1 protein-coding gene is annotated in these 1,798 nt (G+C 34.5%); it reads left to right on the top strand.

Annotation, left to right across the window (positions count from 1 at the left end; all coding sequences use genetic code 11):
• Nucleotides 1-62: 62 nt before the first annotated feature.
• A partial coding sequence (locus U9P79_09300; protein MEA2104817.1) for a hypothetical protein occupies nucleotides 63-1,798 on the top strand: 1,736 nt, incomplete at its 3' end.

The following is a 1,798-nucleotide window of genomic DNA, read 5'->3' as shown; positions in this document are numbered from 1 at the left end:
TTATATGAATAAAATATTGACAAATATATATAGAATAATTAGCATGTCTAAAAGGAGTTTTTATGGGTGGAAGAAGTTTAAAAAGATATATAGAAGTAGATGTTGAAAATCAGGTTTCAGTCGGTAACGGCCTTTATTTAGAATTTAAAGCAGTTAGTAAAAAAACGGCGTCAGTATATCTTTTTAGGAATGGCACTTACATCCGAATGGTGAAGCTTGCAGATGGTTTTGGGGTTAAATGCTTCATAGTCGAAGCAGTAAGATCCGGAGTACATAAAACAAAACTGGCAGCTGCATTTAATATGAGTCGTCAAACTATAGATAACTATTATGATTCCGTAGAAAAATATGGCATTGCATCTCTGTTGAGCAATAAACTAAATGATGAAAAACAGATAAGGAAGAAGGTCGATAAAAAAAATAGAATTCCAGCAAATAAAAGCAAGGCACTGAGTGAGGAACGAAAGGCAAAAAAAGAGGAATATGAATACAGTCAGATGAAAATAAATTTTTCTTTTGGTGAGGAAGGCGAAGCTGCTGATATTGCAAAGGAAGATCAACCTTTTAATGAGATCCACAATTGGAAGAACACGCGTTATGCCGGTGTTTTTGTTTATATAATGATGTTAACAAGCCAATGGAAATGGCTCAAATTAATTATGGGATATTCAGGGAAATCCTTCAAAATATTTATGGTATTTCTTTTATTGGCTGCTAAAAATTTACCTTCGATAGAGCAATTGAAAAATGTCCACAGCAGGGAAGCAGGATTAGTCCTTGGGATTTCACGCATTCCATCAATTCCATACGTGTGGAAATGGTTTTATGCCGTAGTTAAAAAAGGAATTTCTGTTTCTTTAATCTCAGATTTTTTCAGATACCAAACTGTAGCTGGAATAGTATCAATGTGGAGCTGGTTTATTGACGGGCATTTATTGCCATATTCCGGCAAAGAAAAAGTACATTATTCATTTAATACACAACGCCGAATCCCATATCCAGGTCAAACAAATCTTGTTGCCACAGATGGTTCAGGGAAAATTGTTAACTTTGAAATCCAGGAAGGTCATGGTGATTTAAAAGGTCATATTATTGATTTAAGCAAAAAAAAGCAATCAGAATTTGGAGAAGCACCGATAATGGTTTTTGACAGAGAAGGATACGGAGCAGATTTTTTTCATAATCTTCTTACAAATAACTGTTCATTTGTGTGCTGGGAAAAGAACACTGATAAAAAGAAATTGAATCAAATAGAAGATTCCAAATTTGACATCAAATTTAAATTTAACGGAGCTGAATACGAGATATTTGAGGGGGAGCGAAAATTTACCATAGAAAAATCTCCCGGCCAAAAAATAACGTTCACTTTGCGAAAAATATATATCTGGAATAAGCGAACCAACAAGCGTGTATGCGGATTGGGCTGGACAGCCCCAAAAAAAGTATCAGCTCAAGATTGCGCTCAATTGATTTTGAATCGCTGGGGAGCTTCCGAAAACACATTTAAACATATTGCTGAACGGCATCCATATCATTATCGCCCCGGATTTCAAGTAACGAAAAGTGAAAAGCAGGATATTGCAAATCCTGATTTGAAGCAAAAAGAAAATCAAATAAAAAAATTAAATCGGGAATTGAATAAGGTTAATTCTGATCTGCTCAAAACTAAAGCTCAAATTAACAAAGATGGAACTCCCCGACTTAACAGTAAACATGAAAATCTAAAATCTAAACGACAGACAATATTGGTAAGATTGGAAACCTGTCAGGAAGAAAAGAAAAATTTACCTAAGCGTAT

It is taken from the genome of Candidatus Cloacimonadota bacterium (assembly GCA_034661015.1).
Lineage (GTDB): Bacteria > Cloacimonadota > Cloacimonadia > JGIOTU-2 > JGIOTU-2 > JAYEKN01.
Note: the sequence above shows the minus strand (reverse complement) of the source record. Positions and strands in the feature narration are given on the sequence as shown.